Origin of the sequence: Sedimenticola selenatireducens DSM 17993, from assembly GCF_000428045.1 — a bacterium.
Taxonomy (GTDB): Bacteria; Pseudomonadota; Gammaproteobacteria; order Chromatiales; family Chromatiaceae; genus Sedimenticola; species Sedimenticola selenatireducens.
On the sequence record NZ_ATZE01000007.1, the window covers coordinates 138,755 to 156,459 of the forward strand.

Below are 17,705 nucleotides of genomic sequence, written 5' to 3' on the forward strand. Positions count from 1 at the left end.
TCCTCTTACTTCTTCCGTATTATAAATGTACCGTGACGCCGTTTTCGCTCACCACTTCTATGATTTTTTCCACATCCTGAGAATCTGCTGGAATTTGCTTGTCGACCGCCGTGAACATTTGGGAAGCTATGCTTCCGGCACCTGTTACTTCAAGCATCTCGCCACCATCGGGACCATATTTGAATGCGTGTATCGTTCCACCGGGAATGAAAACCAGTGTGCCCGGTGTACACATATCCGCCTTCCCGTCGCAGGTGAACTCAACACTTCCTTTAAGCACAAAGAATGCTTCGTCCCAATCATGGCTGTGCGGAGGAGGCCCCATGTTATTCTCGCCGCTCTGGAAGCTGAATTCCTGTCCTTTCGTGTCCTTGTTTGAGGCAAGCACTGTTACTTTCGTGCCGACGACATTTAGCGCCGGTCCATAATTATTCTGGTTGACGATTAGCGGAGTTCTACTCATTGGCTTGCTCCTGATGGATTTGATGGGCCGGGTTGCAGCATCATGGGTGAGCTCGGTTGACTGGCATTACATAGTGTAGTTCAGCGAATCGACATGATGGCTGGTCAACGTGAGCGATTGGTCTACGACCGGCAGGGGGTATGAACCAATGGGATGAAAGTCCGCAGAATATTGATGGTTGTAGCGAAAATCATTCAAATCCAGACGGGTTTCTACACTGACCCCATTACTTGGGTGAGTCTTCAAGCATTGGAATCTTTTCCAGGTCTTTGTCCCAATCTGCCCTGTTAGAAACAAAAATATGCGCATCCGGCCTGACCGGTAAATCGCCATCAAGACTACCAGCAGGTACCACCAAAAGCTTTCCTTCCATTTGATGATTAGGAAGTGCCGAGCCGCAAATAGAACAAAAGCATTTAGTGTGTTGAGTTGATGGCAGAGTGAAAATTTTAACTTTATCTTTGCCGGATACCCATTTTAGCGTCGCAGTGGTAGAAAAAAGATTGGCTGCATGGGCTGAGCCGGTATCTTTACGGCAACGACCACAATGACAAAGATAGAAACTTTCAAAGTTTCCCTCTATTTCGAAACGTATTTCACCGCAAAGGCACGAACCAACTTTTTTAGTATTCAATGACCGATCTCCAATTTAAGAAACGATGGAACAATCAGGTCAAGTCTGACCCCAAACATCCCCCCCAAACATCCCCCCCAAACATCCCCCCCAAATATCCCAGGCATCATACCAGTAGGCAGGTTGGACTCAATCGCGTTCATCCAAATACGTATCAAGGTGTCAGTAACGCCCTCAGTTGGTTGACAACCTCGGGTGCATCCCAGTGAATCGCCCCGTTCACGCCGTAAGCGATTTGTCCATTCGGGCCAATCACGAAGGTGGAGGGAAATACCAGCACGTTCCACTTGGCTGACTCCGTGCCATCCTCGTCCAGCAGGACCGGAAAATCGACCTTCACCTGCCCCATGAATTTCTGTACCTGCTCGGCACCCTCAGCGTAGTTTACAGATATCAGTTCGAATGACTCGCCGGCCATCTGTTCCCGCAGGTTATTCAGCGAGGGTATCTCCTCCACGCAGGGACCGCACCAGGTGGCCCAGAAATTGACCAAGGTAACCTTGCCGCGATAGTCGTCCCTGGAGAGGTGCTGCCCTTTAGCGTCAACCAGGTCAATGGGCGGCGGAGCCGGGTTGCCACGAAAGGCTGTCAACTCGGAATCAAGGCCGCTGGACAATGCGGCAACCTTGTCCGCCAGGGGCAGGGCATGTCCTGGCGTTGGTGTTTTATCAAGCAGGTCCAGGCCTCGGACAATCTGTGCCGGGACCCTCTTCAGCGCGTTCAGCGTGGCAGGTGATTCATCGTCATCGTAGAAAAGGCCAGTGACTCCGGGCATCACCTGCACATACACCGTGGCGCCCCCTTTCTCCAGACGCGACAGCAGCTTGCCCAGTTGCCAGCGGTTTCCCCCCTTCTCTGCCTGGTAGAGAATTATCGGCACATTGGTGGCATCCACAATGGGCTCATAAACCGGCTCCAGGCCCAATGCCGGCACCGTGGCATAGAGTTCGGGTGAGAACAGCATGGCGCCCGACAGATAGGTGGTGGCCTCACCGCTGTTCTGCTGCGCCTGCTGCCAGTGCTGAATTCCGCGCAGGGTCGGAATGGCCGAATAGCCGCGGCCGATCACGGTGATCGTCTTACCGGTTCTTGCATGCGCCGCCGCTATCAAGCCTGACACATACTTGCCATCGATGGTCCGCATGGTCTGTGGCCCCTTGATGAGGAACAGGCTCTCCGCCAGATCCACCAGCCAGACCTCCACACCCAGCCCGGAGAGCTTCACCGCCGTTTCCAGCATGCGTGTCGGCTCACCCAGCCCCGGCATCAGCCAGATGGCCAGATGGGTGCCTTCGGCGGGATAGCGAACAATGGTAAGTTCCTGATCCGCCACCGGAACGAGCAGCTCGCCAGGTGGATCCTGTGCGAATACGCAGAAGGAAACAAGCAAGGCGAACATGAGGGTAATTAACTGCATTGGGTGCCACCGGGTTAAATGACGTGGGCCGATTATAGACAGTTGTACCCGACCCAAACCATTACCATTTACCCGAACCGGTTCAACAGTGGAGTTTGAAAGTTTGGATGGAAGTTTTAGGTCGTATGGAAAGCCACCGATGGAGCTATGTGTGCGACATTTAGTTTTTCATCTGACGCCAGATATCTTGGGTGGCATTGGTCTTTCGGCCATGTTGCTGGTGCGTTTTATTATGGTTTAACCTTTTATTTCATCAGGTTAAGGCATGTTGGCCTGCAATCCTGGAGCCAAACCGGTATACTGTTCCGTCAACTTTGTTCACGGTGCTCCCCCCATGCAAGCGGCTCCCAATCTCTTCTCTTATCGCCAGTACTGGGCCAAGCGGTTCGGTACCGCACCGGTGCTGCCCATGTCCCGTGCGGAGATGGATGCGCTCGGCTGGGACAGTTGTGACGTGATCCTGGTGACCGGGGATGCCTATGTGGATCACCCCAGTTTCGGCATGGCGCTGATCGGCAGGCTGCTCGAGGCGCAGGGTTTCCGGGTGGGGATTATCGCCCAGCCGGACTGGCGCTCGGTGGCCGATTTTCAGCGTCTCGGCAAGCCCAACCTGTTTTTCGGCATCACCGCCGGCAACATGGACTCCATGGTCAACCGCTATACCGCCGACCGCAAGATCCGCTCCAACGATGCCTATACGCCGGACGGGGAGGGGGGCAAGCGGCCGGACCGCTCGGTGGTGGTCTACGCCCAGCGCGCCCGGGAGGCGTTCAAGGGGGTGCCGATCATCATTGGCGGCATCGAGGCGAGCCTGCGCCGTATCGCCCATTACGATTACTGGTCGGACAAGGTTCGCCGCTCCATTCTGCCGGACTCCAAGGCCGATCTGCTGATGTTCGGTAATGCCGAGCGGGCGATTGTAGAGGTGGCGCACCGGCTGGCCCAGGGCGAGGCGATCGGTGACATTACCGATGTGCGCGGTACCGGCTTTATGCGCCAGGACATCCCCGATGGCTGGCTGGAGATTGATTCCAGCAGCGTGGATGAGCCCGGACAGATCGATCCCAAGCCTTCGCCCTATGCCGAGGCGCCGGCCTGCGAGACGCCTCCGGCAGAGAGCAAGGTGGTCAGCTTTCATCAGCGGCCGAAAAAGTCGGATCGTGCCCACGCGGTGGTGCGCGTCCCCTCCTATGATCAAGTGGTGGCGGACCCGGTGCTCTACGCCCACGCCTCGCGGGTGTTTCATCTGGAGACCAATCCCGGCAACGCCCGGGCGCTGGTGCAGCAGCATGGCAAGCGTGATGTCTGGCTCAATCCGCCGCCGATCCCGCTGGAGACCGACGAGTTCGACCGGCTCTATGAGTTCCCCTACACCCGCAGGCCCCATCCGGCCTATGGCGAGGCGAGCAATCCCGCCTGGGAGATGATCCGCTTCTCAATCCCCATTATGCGTGGCTGCTTCGGCGGTTGTACCTTCTGCTCCATTACCGAGCACGAGGGGCGCATTATTCAGAACCGCTCCCATGAGTCGGTGATTCACGAAATCGAGACCATCCGCGACACGGTGCCGGGTTTCACCGGCACCATCTCTGACCTGGGTGGACCCACCTCCAACATGTACCGCATGCGCTGCGAGAGCGAGCAGATCGAATCCGCCTGCCGCCGTCTCTCCTGTGTGTTTCCCGATGTCTGCAAGCACATGCAGATCGATCACAGTTCGCTTACCCAGCTTTACCGCAAGGCGCGTGAGGTGAAAGGGGTGAAGCGGGTGCTGATCGCCTCGGGCCTGCGTTACGACCTGGCGGTGCGCGATCCGGAGTACATCAAGGAGCTGGTGACCCACCATGTGGGGGGCTATCTGAAGATCGCCCCGGAGCACACCGAAGAGGGGCCGCTGGATAAGATGATGAAGCCGGGCATCGGCACCTATGACCGCTTCAAGAAACTGTTCGAGAAGTATTCCCGGGAGGCGGGCAAGGAGCAGTACCTGATCCCTTATTTCATTGCCGCCCATCCCGGCACCTCGGACCAGGACATGCTCAACCTGGCGCTGTGGCTGAAGCGGAACGACTTCCGCCTGGACCAGGTGCAGGCGTTCCTGCCAACGCCGCTGGCCATCGCCTCGGCCATGTACCACACCGAGCGCAATCCACTGAAGAAAGTGAAGCGCAACTCAGAACAGGTATCAACGCCCAAGGGCGGGCGTCAGCGACGTATCCACAAGGCGTTCCTGCGCTACCACGACGCGGAGAACTGGCCGCTGCTGCGCGAGGCGCTGAAGCAGATGGGCCGGGCCGATCTGATCGGCAACGGCAAGCGCCACCTGGTGCCTTCATGGCAGCCGGAGGGGACGGGGCGGTCAAAAACGCGTCGCAGTGGCCCGGCCAAGCGTATCACGCGTGGTGCCAGGTCGCCGGTGATCGGGTCCGCGGCCGGTAAGAAAGCGGGCACCAGAAAGCGGCGTTAGCGCTGCTGGGTTTGAAAAACACCCTCACCCCAGCCCTCTCCCTCGGAGGGAGAGGGAACCCGGTGGGCACGCTCTTTGCGCCCACGCGGACAACGCCGTGAAAACCGCCAGGCACCAATCCCGCAGACCATGAGCATGTCCGGTCTTCGGTGCACTCCCAGCGGATGGTGTGGATTCATTTAACGTACTTACCCTACAGGCTGTGACGCGGATGGAATTCAGAGTGCCGGGGTATAGCGAAACAGAAAATAGTTGAACTGCTGGTCGGCGCCAGCGGGTGTTTTGTGGGTCTCCTGTCGGGTCTGTTGCAGTTCAAAGGCATGCCCCAGCTCCATGGAAATCTTCCGGCTGTCATATTGAACGATATCCAGATTACTGCACTTTTTCGGTCCCTCGGGGGCGAAGGCGGCGATGATCAGGTGGCCGCCGGGCAGCAGGGTCTTTTTCACGTTGGCGATGTAGGCGTGGCGGTCATTGGCCTGGATGAGGAAGTGGAACACCGCCCGGTCATGCCAGAGGTGCACCTGGTGCGCCAGTTGGAAGTCGGTAGCATCCGCCTCCAGCCAGTCGACCCGGTTGGCCGCCTCACCAAGTCGTGAACGGGCCACCTCCAGCGCCGCCCGGGCAATATCCAGCACCGTGATGGATTGGTAACCGGCCTCGATCAGATGATCGACCAGCTTTGATGCGCCGCCACCTACATCCACAATGGAGTCTTCGGGGGTGAGGTTGCACTGCTCAATCAGCTCCAGTGACAGGGCCGGGGTTGGTTGAAACCAGCTCACTTCATCTGAAGGGCGGGTCTGATAAATATGTTCCCAGTGTGTTTTGCGGTCGGTAGTGGTCATGATGGTCTCTTCCTGTTTGCTACAGGATACCGCCAGTGTGGGGTTAATTCACCGGTCGAATCGTTTATGCGGCCGAATTTTTCGGATTATGCGGTGCTAATCAGGTCTATGGATAAATCTGCCATATCCCGTCGTGTTTTGTCGGATTACGTTGCGCTAATCCGACCTACAGCTGATTTATACAGGGTTCCGTCGGATTATGCTGCGCTAGTCCGATCTGTGGGGCTGAATGCATCGCAGGTCGGGTTAGCCGAAGGCGTAACCCGACAGGAATCGGCGGTTTTCGCTGTGGCCGCTATTTAACCGTCGTTTGAATCCGATCCCTCGAATGAATAGGGGAAGGCGCTACGGGCATTCTCATCGATACTGATTCGCCGGGAGAGGGGCGGAAAGGCGCGTTGCGGGCAGTCCCTCCGCTCACATACCCGGCAGCTTACGCCGATCGGTTCCACGGCATCCTGGTCCTCCAGGTTGAGACCGGTGGAGTAGATCAGTTTATGGGCATGTTTGATCTCGCAACCCAGACCGATGGCGAACTTGCGCTGCGGCTGCAGGTAGCTGGTGCCGCTCTCGTGCACGGTACGCGCCAGGCAGAGATAGGTTTTTCCGTCCGGCATTCTCGCCAACTGGCGCAGGATAGTGCCGGGAGAGGAGAACGCCTCGTGCACATTCCACAGCGGGCAGACCCCGCCCAGGCGGGCGAAATGGAAACTGGTGGCGCTCTGCCGCTTGGAGATATTGCCGGCCATGTCCACCCGTACAAAGTAGAAGGGGACCCCCTTGTCGCCCGATCGCTGCATGGTGCTCAGGCGATGACACACCTGCTCGAAACTGGTGCCATAGAGTCCGCTCAGGCAGCCGATGTCGTAGCGCAGTCTTTTCGCATTGTTGAGGAACTGGCTGTAGGGCATCAGCAGGGCGCCGGCGAAATAGTTGGCCAGGCCCACCCGGCAGATCGCCTGCGCCTGGCTGCTGACCAGCTCGGCGTCTTCCAGCTCCTGGTCGATCAGGTCATGAAACAGCAGCAGGGCGATCTGATGGGCGATATGAAAGGCGCGCCGGGCCGGTGAAGAGGGTTTTGTCAGGTAAAGAATTTTGTTGCTGGCATCAAACTGTTTCTGCAGTGAGCGCTTCTCTTCAAAACTGTTCAGCCGCACCGCGATGCCATATTCCTGCCGGACGAAATCGGTCAGGTTCTGTTCCAGGTCGTCGATATTGAACTGCTGTTGTTCAAACAGGGATTCGGCGGCGTGGTCCAGTGACTCGATGTGGTTGTTGCGCCGGTAGAAAAAATCCCGCACCTCTTCATAGGGAAACTGGGCGCCATGCAGTGCCTTGATGCGCTCTTCACCGGCAATCGATTCAGAGAGCGTCTGGTGATCCACCTGGAGGCGCTGATAGGCGCGAAACAGTTGCAGGAAACGGTCGGCCAGCCGGGGCGAGGTGGAGACTACCTCGCGCAGTTCGTGTGTCGCTATGTCGGTGCCCCGGAAAAGGGGGTCGCTGAGGGATTCCCGAAGCTGGTTGGCACGCCGGTCCTCATCTTCGGTCCAGTCGGTGAAGTCGATATTCAGGGCGAGTTCAAGCTTGGTCAGTATCCGCTTGTTGAGAGGTCTGGCATCGTTCTCGATCTGGTTCAGATAACTGGCCGAGATGGCCATCTTTTCTGCCAGGGCGGCCTGGGTCAGGCCCTTTTGATCCCGCAGTTTGCGGATACGGCTACCCAGATTGGTCAGTTTTGTCATTCGATTGAGACTCGTGGAATATGCTTATTTGCAAATATACTTGCATAAAAATATATAACAAACAGAATCTTATGATATAAATTTCGCATTAGCAATATAGCTTCGAAAAATTTGCATGGCAGTTTTTTTATGCGCAGGTTGGAATCTGAATCTCCGCACAAGGCTGGTATACTGGGCCGCTGTTACTTTTTTACGAATTTCAGGATCGAGGACGATCAACGATGCGTTATGTGAGTACCCGAGGCGGCATAGAGCCGGTTACCTTTTCCCAGGCCGTAATGATGGGCCTGGCCACCGATGGTGGTCTGCTGTTGCCGGAGTCCTTTCCGCAGATCGATGCCACGACCCTGCAGCGCTGGGCCGAATTGCCGTTCAAGGCACTGGCGGTTGAGGTGATGTATCCCTATGTCGGTGAGGATATCTCCCGGGTGGAACTGGAAAAGCTGGTCGAGGAGTCCTATGCCAGCTTTAGCCATCCCGAGGTGACGCCGGTCGTGGAGGTGGGGGATCTGCGCATACTGGAGCTGTTCCACGGCCCGACCGCCGCCTTCAAGGATGTGGCGCTACAGTTTCTGGGGAATCTGTTTGAGCTGCTGCTGGAGCGCAGCGGCGGCCGTCTGAATATCCTCGGCGCCACCTCCGGCGATACCGGTTCCGCCGCCATCTACGGGGTACGGGGTCAGGAGCGGATCGATATCTTTATCCTGCATCCAAAGGGGCGGGTATCGCCCATCCAGGAGCGCCAGATGACCACGGTGCTGGATGCCAATGTGCACAACATTGCCATCACCGGCACCTTTGATGACGGCCAGCGCATTGTAAAAGAGCTGTTCAACGATCTCGCTTTCAAGCAGGAGTACACGCTGGGCGCGGTCAACTCGATCAACTGGGCGCGCATTCTGGCCCAGGTGGTCTATTACTTCTATGCCTGGGGCCGGGTCAGCGGCGGAGATGTGGATCAGAAGGTCACCTTCTCGGTACCGACCGGTAACTTTGGCGATATTTTCGCCGGCTATGTGGCCATGCGCATGGGCCTGCCGGTAGAGCGCCTGATTCTGGCCACCAACCGCAATGACATCCTCAGCCGCTTCGTCAATAGCGGCGTCTATCAGACCGGCGAGGTGTATCCCACCATCAGTCCTTCGATGGATATCCAGATATCGTCCAACTTCGAGCGCTATCTCTACTACTTGATGGATCAGGACCCGGCCAAGGTGCGGGCATTGATGGATCAGATGGGCCGGGAGGGCAAGTTGGAGGTGCCGGCTGAGAAACGGGCCGAGGTAGCCGCACTGTTCCAGGCGGCGGCCGTGAGTGAAGAGGAGACCCGGGACCAGATTCGCGACACCTATGCCCAGACCGGCTACATCCTCGATCCCCATACCGCCGTGGGTGTGCATGCCGCCAAAGAGATCCCCGGGGCGATCTGCCTGGCGACGGCCCATCCGGCCAAGTTCGGTGCGGCGGTGAAAGAGGCGATCGGTGTGGAGTCTGAACCACCAGCCTCGCTGCAGGGACTGATGGAGAAAGAGACCCGCTGTGCCGTTCTGGAAGCAGATGCGGCGGTGATCCGGGATTTCATGAAGACTACCCTGGCCGGTTAGGGCGGGTTTTATTAAATATGTCGGATCAAATGGATCGGCCGCTCGTCCGGCCGGTCTTTTTTTGTCCAGGGATGGTCGGAAGGGCGCGCGTACGTTTCGCCTGCATGGGTGTAGGTGAGGGGCGTTAGCTGGGAGCGGCAAGCTTTGCCTATCCTACTCATTGCATCCGATTTTGTAGGGTGGAAAAGCGAAAGCGCATCCACCGTTTGCGAACAGCGACAATTTAAATAATAGCGAAACTGAACCATGGCAACAGAGTCCAGACAGATCAAGATCGTCGATACCACCCTGCGGGATGGCGAACAGACCCAGGGGGTCTCTTTCTCACCCGAGGAGAAGTTGAACATTGCCAAGGCATTGCTGGAACTGCTGAAGGTGGACCGCATCGAGGTGGCATCGGCACGCATCTCCGAGGGGGAGAAGGCGGCGGTCGCCGAGATCATTCGTTGGGCCGACAGTGTGGGACTGGCAGACCGGGTCGAGGTGCTGGGTTTTGTCGATTTCAAACGCAGTGTGGACTGGATTCGTGAGACCGGTGGCCGGGTCATCAACCTGTTGGCCAAGGGCAGCGAGAACCACTGCGTCAATCAGCTCAAGAAGACCCTCGTCCAGCATGTGGGAGATATCAAGAAGACCATCAATTACGCCCACAAGCAGGGCATGCAGGTTAATCTCTATCTGGAGGACTGGTCCAACGGCTACCGGGATAATCCGGAGTACGTCTACGAACTGATGAATCGTCTGCAGGGACTGGGTATCGAGCACTTCATGTTGCCGGATACCCTGGGTGTGCTGACTCCGGATGAGGTGTTCAACGATCTGACTGACATGATCCAGCGCTTCCCCGAATGTCAATTCGATTTTCATCCCCATAACGATTACGGCCTGGGCACCGCCAATGCCGTAATGGCGGTCAAGGCGGGTGTCTCGTCCATCCACTGTACCCTGAACTGTCTGGGCGAGCGGGCCGGTAACGCTTCGCTGGCAGAAGTGGCGGTTAACCTGAAAGATCAGATGGGCATGAAGCTGGGGATCAAGGAGTCCCACCTGGTACTGCTCAGCCAGATGGTGGAGAGCTTCTCGGGCAAGCGCGTCGCGGACAATGCACCGATTATCGGTGCCGATGTCTTTACCCAGACCAGTGGTATCCATGCCGATGGCGACAAGAAGGGCGGACTGTATCAGACCAAGCTGACGCCCGAGCGTTTTTCCCGCCGCCGCAGTTATGCCCTGGGCAAGATGAGTGGCAAGGCGTCACTGCAGAAAAACCTGGAGAAGATGGATATCTCCCTGTCACCGGAGAATCTGGAGAAGGTACTGAAGCGGGTAGTGGAACTGGGCGATGAGAAAAAGGCAATCACGTCGGATGATCTGCCATTCATCATCGCCGAGGTGCTGGAGAGCAAGGATTATCACCATATCGAACTGATCAACTGTTCCATCACCTCGGGGCTTGATCTGGAATCGACCGCCAGTATCCGGGTGCTGATTCAGGGCGAGGAGATTCGTATGGCCGGGATCGGGAATGGCGGGTTCGATGCCTTCATGAATGCCATTGGCAAGGTGCTGAAAAAATATGATGTCGTGCTGCCGAAACTGGTGGATTTCGAGGTGCGCATCCCGCGTGGCGGCAAGACCAATGCGCTGACCGAGGCAACTATTGCATGGGAAATAGCTGGCCGAAGCTATAACACCCGGGGTATTCACTACAACCAGGTGTTTGCCGCCATCAACGCCACCATGCGCATGCTCAATATCCTGCTGCATCGGTTGGAAAAGGCTGGTTAGTATAAGCTGGTCGTTCTGAGATTCGGATGAATAGCGAAAGTTGTATGTTGTTAGCGTAGTTTTTCTACCAGTGAGGCAGTCATGAAAGAGTCAGTTCAAGAGTATTACGGCAAGATCCTGCAGCACAGCAACGATCTGCAGACCAACGCCTGCTGTACCGGTAGCGCGGATACGCCGGATTTTCTAAAGACAGCGATGGCCAATATCCATGATGAGGTGGCGGGCCGCTATTACGGTTGTGGACTGGTGCGTCCGCAACTGCTGGAGGGTATGCGCATACTCGATCTCGGCAGTGGCTCGGGCCGCGACTGCTATTTGCTGGCCCAACTGGTGGGTGAGAAGGGCTATGTACTCGGGGTCGACATGACCGACGAACAGCTCGCCGTGGCCAACCGGCATGTCGAATGGCATCGGCAGCGTTTCGGTTTTGCCCGCTCCAATGTGGAGTTTCGCAAGGGTTATATCGAACAGCTGGATGAGCTGGAACTGGAAGAGAACAGTTTCGATATCATTGTCTCCAACTGCGTAATCAATCTATCACCCGACAAGGAAGCCGTGTTGCGGGAGGCGTATCGTCTGCTCAAACCGGGTGGTGAGCTCTACTTTTCCGATGTCTACTCGGACCGTCGGGTGCCGGCGGAACTGCTTAACGATCAGGTGCTGTATGGCGAGTGCCTGAGTGGCGCGCTCTACTGGAATGATTTTCAGAATCTGGCTAAAAAGGCGGGCTTTCTCGACCCCCGGCTGGTGGAGGATCATCCCATCGCTATCGGCAATGACGAAATCCACCGCAAAATCGGCCATATCGGATTTTTCTCCGCCACCTACAGGTTGTTCAAGCTGGATGGGCTGGAGAGTCACAGCGAGGACTATGGTCAGGCGGTCATTTATCGGGGCGGTATTGCCAATAGTGAGCATCGCTTCGAGCTGGACAAGCATCACCTGATGGAGCGAGGGAAGATAATTCCCGTTTGTGGCAACACCTATCGAATGCTGCGGGAGACCCGGTTCACGGACTACTTCGAGTTTTTCGGCAATCGGGAGATCCACTACGGCATTTTCGACGGGTGTGGTACCAGCCTGCCGTTTGCGACGGAATCGACGGTTGATAATGATCAGGGTGCCGGCTGCTGCTGACGGAAACGCCCTGGCCTGGTGTGTCAATTGCCGGTCGGATTTAAAGATTTCGCTTTTGTTGTCGCTAACCCTGGATAGGCCGTGATCTGTTGGGAGATTGCTTGATGGATAAAATGCGAAAACTCTTTGAGTCTGTGGATGCCTGCGCCGACAGACTGGATCAATTAAATAATCGATTTGCGCATCTGGCAACTGAATCAACCCACGAAAGTGTCGAGACCTGGAGGAGGGTCAAGGATCGTATCCTGTTCGATTATGGTGATGAGAAGAAGGTGCATGAGAGTGGGCCCGATATCAAGGCCATAGCCATTGAGCTGCTGGAGAAGCAGGGCCACAGTCTGGAAGATGTACTCGATACTCTGAAGGCGGATCATGGGGTGGAAATTGACATCGCCGGTCTGGCCCAGGTCATCGGCCGCACGGTATACATCTCTGCCTTGAGAAAGGATGCGGCGGACCTGCTGAATAATGCGATCTCATTTTCCCAGATCGCCAGCCTCTGGAATGATCTGGACCGTCCCGCCTTCGGTGGCGAGAACTGGACCGCCCGCAATGTCTCCATACTGGTTGAATAGATAAGAACACCGTATCCCGGTGGCGATTACCAGGTCAGAGTCTGGAAGTGGGATCAGCTTATCGCTCTGGATGTGGGCTGCCGTTATAATCCTCGAGTTGCTTTTTAATTCTTTTTTGGTTGCCGCATGAGCTCCAGTGACAGTCCCAGATTCGATATGAAGGCCTTCGCGAATACACTCGTGGAGGATATCGAAAATAACCGTATTAAACTGCCCACCTTGCCGGCAATCTCCCTTGAAGCACTGCTGGTGGTGAACGATGCCGGCAGTTCCATGGCCGATGTGGCGCGGATTGTCAGTAAGGATACTTCCATGGCTGCCCGTCTGGTCAGATACGCCAACAGCCCGCTCTACCGGGGTGTGAATACGGTCAGTTCCGTCAAGGCGGCCATCACCCGGATCGGCTTCGATGCAGTAAAGAACGCCATCCTCAGTCTGGCGATGCGGGATGTCTTCACCACCGCCTTCAAACCGATCCAGGCGCGTATGGAAGCACTGTGGAAGCACAGCGTGGATGTGGCCGCCAAGGCGACCGTTCTGGCGTCTCATTTTCCCCATCTCAACAAGGATGAGGCCATGCTGGCCGGTTTGATTCATGACGTCGGGGCAATTCCCGTGCTGATCAAGGCGGCCGAGTATCCGGTGCTGCTGGAGAAGGAGGAGAATCTCGACAAGGTGATCGACAAGCTGCACATGCCGATCGGCAAATTCTTGCTCTCACGGTGGAATTTTGATCCCGGGCTGGTGGATGTGGCTGCCAATCATGACAAACTGGACCGCGTACCCAAAGGGAATATGGTGGACTATGTGGATATCATCCAGGTGGCCAATATCCTGAGTCACAAGGGGAACGAGAGCCGCTGGACGGAGGTGGATATCAACGACAACCTCGCCTGTATACGGGTGGGCCTGGATCTGATCTCGCACCTGGAAAACCGCACTGAAGAAGATGATTCCGAATCTGAATTGAGCAGCATGCTCAATTGAACGCAATGGGCGGCTGGTTGGAAAAAACGAAGAGGTAGGATGGGCAAGGCTTGCCACTCCAGCTAATGCCCCTCACCTACATCCAAGTAGGCGAAGCGCAACGTGCCCATAAAGAGCGGATTGACGGTTTACAGGCTGACCGTCTCCAGTTATCCCATGCCGGTTCGATTCCCGGTATCGTGGCTGAATAAAAAAAGGCCCGAAGCCTTGTGGCTTCGGGCCTTTCTGTATTTGGAGCGGGAAACGAGATTCGAACTCGCGACCCCAACCTTGGCAAGGTTGTGCTCTACCAGCTGAGCTATTCCCGCATCAATCGAAGGCCGGTATTCTATTGATTATGGTTGTCATGTCAAGCGCTAACTGCTGATTTTGGTGAATCCAGCCGGGCGCTGATCAGTGCTGTTACAGGCCTATCCAGTCAAGCAGCGCCGGATGGCTCTCCAGTAACAGCTTGGTGCTGATCAGGATGCAGACCAGCACGATCATGGGGCGGATCAGGCGCACGCCACGTTTTACTACCAGCCGGGCGCCAAACCGGGCACCGATCATCTGCCCAAGGCCCATGGTGAGGCCGATGCTCCATACCACGTGACCGCTGATGATGAAAAAGCTGAGTGAAGCGAGGTTACTGGTCAGATTCAATATCTTGGTGTGGGCGGTGGCCCGGGTCAGCCCAAAACCGAGCAGTCCGACAAAACCGATGGCAAAGAACGAACCGGCACCCGGTCCGAAGAAACCATCATAAAAGCCGACACCAAAGCCGATGGTTAAGGAGAACAACAAGGGGGATGCCCTGGGGGTGCGATGTTCGTCGCTGATTGTGGGGGAGAGCAGAAAATAGAGCGCGATAGCGATCAGCAGCAACGGGATGACGCTGGCCAGAAACTGGGTGCTGATACGCTGCACGATCAGGGTGCCCATTGCCGCACCGACGAAGGTGCAGGCAATCATGAATTTCAACTCGCTCAACCTGATCAGATTGTTGCGGATAAAATAGAGCGAAGAGGAGAAGGTGCCGAAGGAGCCCTGCAATTTGTTGGTGGCCAGCGCCTGGGTGGGTGGCATTCCGGTTGCCAGCAGTGCCGGCAGGGCGATCAGACCGCCACCGCCGGCAATGGCATCCACCATGCCGGCCAGCATGCCGGTAAAAAACAACAGTGCCAGAATTTCCGCTGACAGTTCAATTGCGGACATGATGGCTGGCGAATATTGGTGTGTCGGGCATGGTTGGCACCTGTAGTACAAAGCAGCATGTTAGCCGAGATCACCCTGTCGGCATACAATAGCTGCAAAACATGTACAACCTTCATGATTGACAGGCCGACGCCACAGAGGATGCGCCTTTTATGAAAATCAAGATCTACACCACCGGTGGCACTATCGACAAGATCTACTTCGATCAGAAGAGCGAATTCCAGGTGGGCGAGCCGCAGATTCTGGAGCTCTTGCGGGAAGCCAACATCACTTTTGATTTTGAGGTTGAATCACTAATGCGCAAGGACAGCCTGGATATGAGTGACGCGGACCGGGCACTGATTGCTGAGCGTATCCGCAAGGATCTGAATGAGCGCATTCTGTTGACCCATGGCACCGACACCATGGTGGAGACGGCAAAGGCGTTGGTGGGCATCCCGGGAAAGACCATTGTCCTGGTCGGCTCCATGCAGCCGGCCCGTCTGCGTTATAGCGATGCCATTTTCAATATCGGTTACGCCGTCGCCACGGTGCAGATGATGCCGCCTGGGATCTATGTGGCGATGAACGGCCAGGTGTTCGATCCGTTGCATGCGCGCAAAAACGTGGCTGGTCACCGTTTCGAGGCTATCTGAGACGGTTCGGCTCTGTAGGGTGCCCATGCTGTCATCTCCCGTTGCTATATCCTGTAGGAGGCCCGCCCCCGGGCCGATTTCGCGGCGAGGCGCCGCTCCTACAGGTTGATTTTTGCAACGCTCGGTTTAATGCGGTTCGGTGCCGATCAGCGTCTCCCGGATCAGCAGATCCACTACAGCCCGCAACGCCGCTTCGTGTTCCATACCCCCGGCCAGTGCCTGTTCATAGACCTTGACCTGGCGATGCGCGCTGGTGCCTTCCCGAACAATGGTGCGCATGTGGCCGAGTTCCCGCTCACAGCCAAAGAATTCAGCATCTTCCTGCAGTAACTCCAGAATCTCTTCAATCAGATCTTCGAAGCGGGTGATCTGTCCCTGACCAAAATCCAGCAGCCCCTCATCGATACCGTAGCGGTGGGCGCGCCAGCGGTTCTCATTAATCAAGAACAGGGTGTAGCGCCGCCAGCGCTGATTGCCGCGGCGCAGTCGGTAAAGCATACGCAGCCAGCAGCGGTAGAAAGCGGCCACGCAGAGAGCGTCATCCAGTCGGGTGCAAACATCGGATATGCGCATCTCCAGGGTGGGATAACGGCTGCTGGGCCGTATGTCCCACCAAATCTTGGTGGCATCCTCGATAACGCCGGCCTTCACCAGCACATCAATATGCCGTTGGTACTCGCCATAGCTGTCGAAATACTCCGGCAGACCGGTCCTGGGCATGCCGTCCCAGAGTGAAATCCGGTAAGACTTCAGGCCGGTATTGCGGCCGCGCCAGAAGGGGGAAGAGGTGGTGAGCGCCAGGATATGGGGCAGGATATAGGTTGTCTGGGCCATCAGGTCGGTGCGGAGGTCGTCATCCTCAATGCCGACATGGATGTGCATGCCACTGATCACCAGTTGCCGCACCACCTCCTGCAGGTCATTGGCCAACTGGTCATAGCGCGCCTTGTGGGTGTGTTCCAGTTGGCTTGGCTTGCCGAAGGGATGGGTGGACACGGCGACTACTGCCAGATTGTGCCGCTCGGCCACGCTGGCCACGGTACGGCGCAGATAGGCGAGATCATCACGCGCCTCGCCCAGGGTATGGCAGACCCGGGTGCCCACTTCAATCTGACACTGCAGAAATTCCGGTGAAACCTGCCCTTCCAGCAGGGCTTCGCACTCTGCCAGCATGGTTTTCGGGGCCTGGCTGATCAGATTCCGGGAATCCTTGTCGACCAGCATGTACTCCTCTTCGATACCGATGGTAAATGACGGTTCCTTCATTTGCTCTCCAGATCGCCCGATTATTATTGTCGTTGACTACTCAGGGAACAGTCACCTGAGTCAGAACCCGTTGCAAATGAGTATGGATGATATCGGCCCATTCGACGACGCCGTCGTCGTGGCCGATCAGGTCCTGACGGATCTCCAGCAACAGGTGGGGATAACCGTTTTTTTCACCGTGAACATCCATCGTATAGCCCACCGGGTTACGCGCATGGTACGGCTCATTGTCCCCCACACGGAACCGCCTGGCGGATCGCAGACTCTCCAGCAATGGGGTGGAGAGGCGCTGATCCCGGTCCCACAGCACACCGATATGCCAGGGGCGCTGAAAGCCCCGGAATATCGGGGTAAAACTGTGAATGGAACAGAGTACCGGTGTCTGGCCGCGGCTGATGATTCGGCCCAGGATGCGTTCGATCCGGTTGTGATAGGGCCAGAACAGCGCCTCTTCCCGCTGCCCAATCTGTTCGGGTGTCAGGGCGTGGTTGCCGGGGATCTCGATATTGTCGCTCACTTCCGGTATGGAAGAGCCATCCCCCGGGTGGCGGTTGAGGTCGATCACCAGGCGGGAGTAGTTGGCCAGCAGGGCGGTGGCATTGAACCGGCTGGACAACAGACGGGTCAGCTTTTCACAACCGATGTCATAGGCGACGTGCATGCCGAATACATTCAGATCCAGGCCGAGATGGGCCAGTTTTTGTGGCACCCGGTTGCTGGCGTGGTCGCAGAGCAACAGCAGCGGTGACGGGCTCTCGCTGTTCAGTTCCTCCCAGGCCGGTGGCTCTCCCGGTGTGAGAAGGTCCTGGCTGATCGGCGTATGTGCGGCGTCTGGGCGATCCAAGAATGTTGTCCTGTGCGCTATGGCATAAGGCTCTGACAGTTAACTGGAAGTATATCCGATGGTGGATAGTGCGACCATCCAGGCCGTCAAAGGTGTACCCA

15 protein-coding genes and 1 tRNA gene are annotated in these 17,705 nt (G+C 56.6%); 7 read left to right on the plus strand and 9 right to left on the minus strand.

Annotation, left to right across the window (positions count from 1 at the left end):
• Positions 1 to 19 precede the first annotated feature (19 nt).
• The 3 genes from A3GO_RS0106120 to A3GO_RS0106125 all read right to left on the minus strand — a co-directional run bounded on the left by A3GO_RS0106120 (position 20) and on the right by A3GO_RS0106125 (position 2,514).
• Complete coding sequence (locus A3GO_RS0106120) at positions 20 to 463, minus strand: cupin domain-containing protein (protein WP_029132658.1); 444 nt, start codon at positions 461 to 463, stop codon at positions 20 to 22.
• A gap of 226 nt (positions 464 to 689) precedes the next feature.
• The gene (locus A3GO_RS25680; RefSeq protein ID WP_084609833.1) at positions 690 to 1,097 is read right to left on the minus strand and encodes a GFA family protein; all 408 of its coding nucleotides are present in this window, start codon (positions 1,095 to 1,097) and stop codon (positions 690 to 692) included.
• Positions 1,098 to 1,251: 154 nt separating this feature from the next.
• The gene (locus A3GO_RS0106125; RefSeq protein ID WP_051301888.1) at positions 1,252 to 2,514 is read right to left on the minus strand and encodes a TlpA family protein disulfide reductase; all 1,263 of its coding nucleotides are present in this window, start codon (positions 2,512 to 2,514) and stop codon (positions 1,252 to 1,254) included.
• Between the two features lie 334 nt (positions 2,515 to 2,848).
• Here A3GO_RS0106125 and A3GO_RS22775 point away from each other — a divergent pair, with 334 nt between their 5' ends.
• Complete coding sequence (locus A3GO_RS22775; RefSeq protein WP_037374810.1) at positions 2,849 to 4,981, plus strand: YgiQ family radical SAM protein; 2,133 nt, start codon at positions 2,849 to 2,851, stop codon at positions 4,979 to 4,981.
• 218 nt (positions 4,982 to 5,199) lie between these two features.
• Here A3GO_RS22775 and A3GO_RS0106135 read toward each other — a convergent pair whose 3' ends face one another.
• Positions 5,200 to 5,829, minus strand: coding sequence for a class I SAM-dependent methyltransferase (locus A3GO_RS0106135; RefSeq protein ID WP_029132660.1), 630 nt, complete (start codon positions 5,827 to 5,829; stop codon positions 5,200 to 5,202).
• A 299-nt stretch (positions 5,830 to 6,128) separates the two neighbouring features.
• Positions 6,129 to 7,574: a helix-turn-helix domain-containing protein gene (locus A3GO_RS0106140; protein ID WP_029132661.1), complete on the minus strand. Its 1,446-nt coding sequence runs from the start codon at positions 7,572 to 7,574 to the stop codon at positions 6,129 to 6,131.
• 221 nt (positions 7,575 to 7,795) lie between these two features.
• Between A3GO_RS0106140 and thrC the strand changes: the two genes are divergently transcribed.
• From thrC to A3GO_RS22780, 5 genes are all read left to right on the plus strand, one after another.
• A complete protein-coding gene (gene thrC / locus A3GO_RS0106145) occupies positions 7,796 to 9,178 on the plus strand; it encodes a threonine synthase (RefSeq protein WP_029132662.1) in 1,383 nt (460 codons plus the stop codon).
• A 246-nt stretch (positions 9,179 to 9,424) separates the two neighbouring features.
• Positions 9,425 to 10,966 (plus strand): alpha-isopropylmalate synthase regulatory domain-containing protein, encoded by a 1,542-nt coding sequence (locus tag A3GO_RS0106150; protein ID WP_029132663.1) that lies wholly within the window; start codon positions 9,425 to 9,427, stop codon positions 10,964 to 10,966.
• Positions 10,967 to 11,047: 81 nt separating this feature from the next.
• Positions 11,048 to 12,103 (plus strand): methyltransferase domain-containing protein, encoded by a 1,056-nt coding sequence (locus tag A3GO_RS0106155; protein WP_029132664.1) that lies wholly within the window; start codon positions 11,048 to 11,050, stop codon positions 12,101 to 12,103.
• A gap of 104 nt (positions 12,104 to 12,207) precedes the next feature.
• Positions 12,208 to 12,678 (plus strand): hypothetical protein, encoded by a 471-nt coding sequence (locus A3GO_RS0106160; RefSeq protein WP_029132665.1) that lies wholly within the window; start codon positions 12,208 to 12,210, stop codon positions 12,676 to 12,678.
• Between the two features lie 126 nt (positions 12,679 to 12,804).
• Complete coding sequence (locus A3GO_RS22780; RefSeq protein WP_037374760.1) at positions 12,805 to 13,665, plus strand: HDOD domain-containing protein; 861 nt, start codon at positions 12,805 to 12,807, stop codon at positions 13,663 to 13,665.
• 232 nt (positions 13,666 to 13,897) lie between these two features.
• On the opposite strand, the gene A3GO_RS0106170 is transcribed toward A3GO_RS22780, so the two are convergent.
• Positions 13,898 to 13,973: transfer RNA gene (locus tag A3GO_RS0106170), tRNA-Gly, on the minus strand.
• A 94-nt stretch (positions 13,974 to 14,067) separates the two neighbouring features.
• Positions 14,068 to 14,859 (minus strand): TSUP family transporter, encoded by a 792-nt coding sequence (locus tag A3GO_RS0106175; RefSeq protein ID WP_157606736.1) that lies wholly within the window; start codon positions 14,857 to 14,859, stop codon positions 14,068 to 14,070.
• A gap of 152 nt (positions 14,860 to 15,011) precedes the next feature.
• Between A3GO_RS0106175 and A3GO_RS0106180 the strand changes: the two genes are divergently transcribed.
• Positions 15,012 to 15,494 carry an asparaginase domain-containing protein gene (locus A3GO_RS0106180; RefSeq protein ID WP_029132667.1) on the plus strand — a complete coding sequence of 161 codons (483 nt, stop codon included), beginning with the start codon at positions 15,012 to 15,014 and terminating at the stop codon, positions 15,492 to 15,494.
• Between the two features lie 126 nt (positions 15,495 to 15,620).
• Here A3GO_RS0106180 and A3GO_RS0106185 read toward each other — a convergent pair whose 3' ends face one another.
• Both A3GO_RS0106185 and A3GO_RS22785 read right to left on the minus strand, forming a co-directional pair.
• Positions 15,621 to 16,760: a carboxylate-amine ligase gene (locus A3GO_RS0106185; RefSeq protein ID WP_029132668.1), complete on the minus strand. Its 1,140-nt coding sequence runs from the start codon at positions 16,758 to 16,760 to the stop codon at positions 15,621 to 15,623.
• Between the two features lie 40 nt (positions 16,761 to 16,800).
• A complete protein-coding gene (locus A3GO_RS22785; protein WP_037374761.1) occupies positions 16,801 to 17,604 on the minus strand; it encodes an N-formylglutamate amidohydrolase in 804 nt (267 codons plus the stop codon).
• Between the last annotated feature and the right edge of the window lie 101 nt (positions 17,605 to 17,705).